Annotated in this window: 1 protein-coding gene; it reads left to right on the top strand. The window is 45.5% G+C overall.

Annotated features, from left to right (window positions below; all coding sequences use genetic code 11):
- The coding region (locus R7044_RS24930) for a M6 family metalloprotease domain-containing protein (RefSeq protein ID WP_225455963.1) at positions 1 to 792 on the top strand (792 nt) is incomplete at both ends.

Below are 792 nucleotides of genomic sequence, written 5' to 3'. Positions count from 1 at the left end.
AAAGTGTAAAAGACTACTTCAGTAAAAATAGTTACGGACGTTACATCGTAGAGCCTGCGAAAGAAACGGAAGGTACAGCGAACGATGGTGTCATCGACCTTACGTTGGATATCGCTCACCCGAACTGCCACTCAAAAAATGATGCGACTTGTGACAGTAAGCTCAATGAGGCTTTTAAAGCTGCTTACGACAAGTTAGACCGTTATGTGGATTTGTCTACTTACGATTTGAATAACGACGACAAAATCACACCTGACGAATTGTCTGTGATGTTTGTATTTGCGGGGTATGACAAATCTGCCGGTTCGGTAAATACGCCGTACATTTGGCCTCATCGTTATAGTCATAATGCGATTGAGATCGATGGAAAGACCATTCGAGATTACTGTTTGTTTGCTGACTTCCAAGGTGACCATCAATCTACGATGGGCGTGATTGCCCATGAGCTTGGACACTTGATGCTTGGTCTACCTGATTTGTACTCCTACAAACATTCCGGCTCTGTTGGCCAATGGGGATTAATGGGTGGCGGAAGTTGGGCAAGTAAACAAGGTGATACGTATGCAGGGGAAACGCCGGTCAATATGTTGGCATGGAGTAAGGAAGCTGCTGGTTTCATCAAACCGAAAGTGATTGAAGCGTCTGGTTCTAGCACAATCGAGACTCGTCAAGGCGAGGGTGTGGTGTATCTCGATCCGTACTTGAAACAGCAAGGTCCAAGAGCTTACTTCGAAAACAGAAGAAAAACGGAATACGACCGTGCGTTGTCAGGTGAAGGTCTTTTGATCACGG

Source organism: Vibrio sp. 1402, assembly GCF_033340275.1.
Note: the sequence above shows the minus strand (reverse complement) of the source record. Positions and strands in the feature narration are given on the sequence as shown.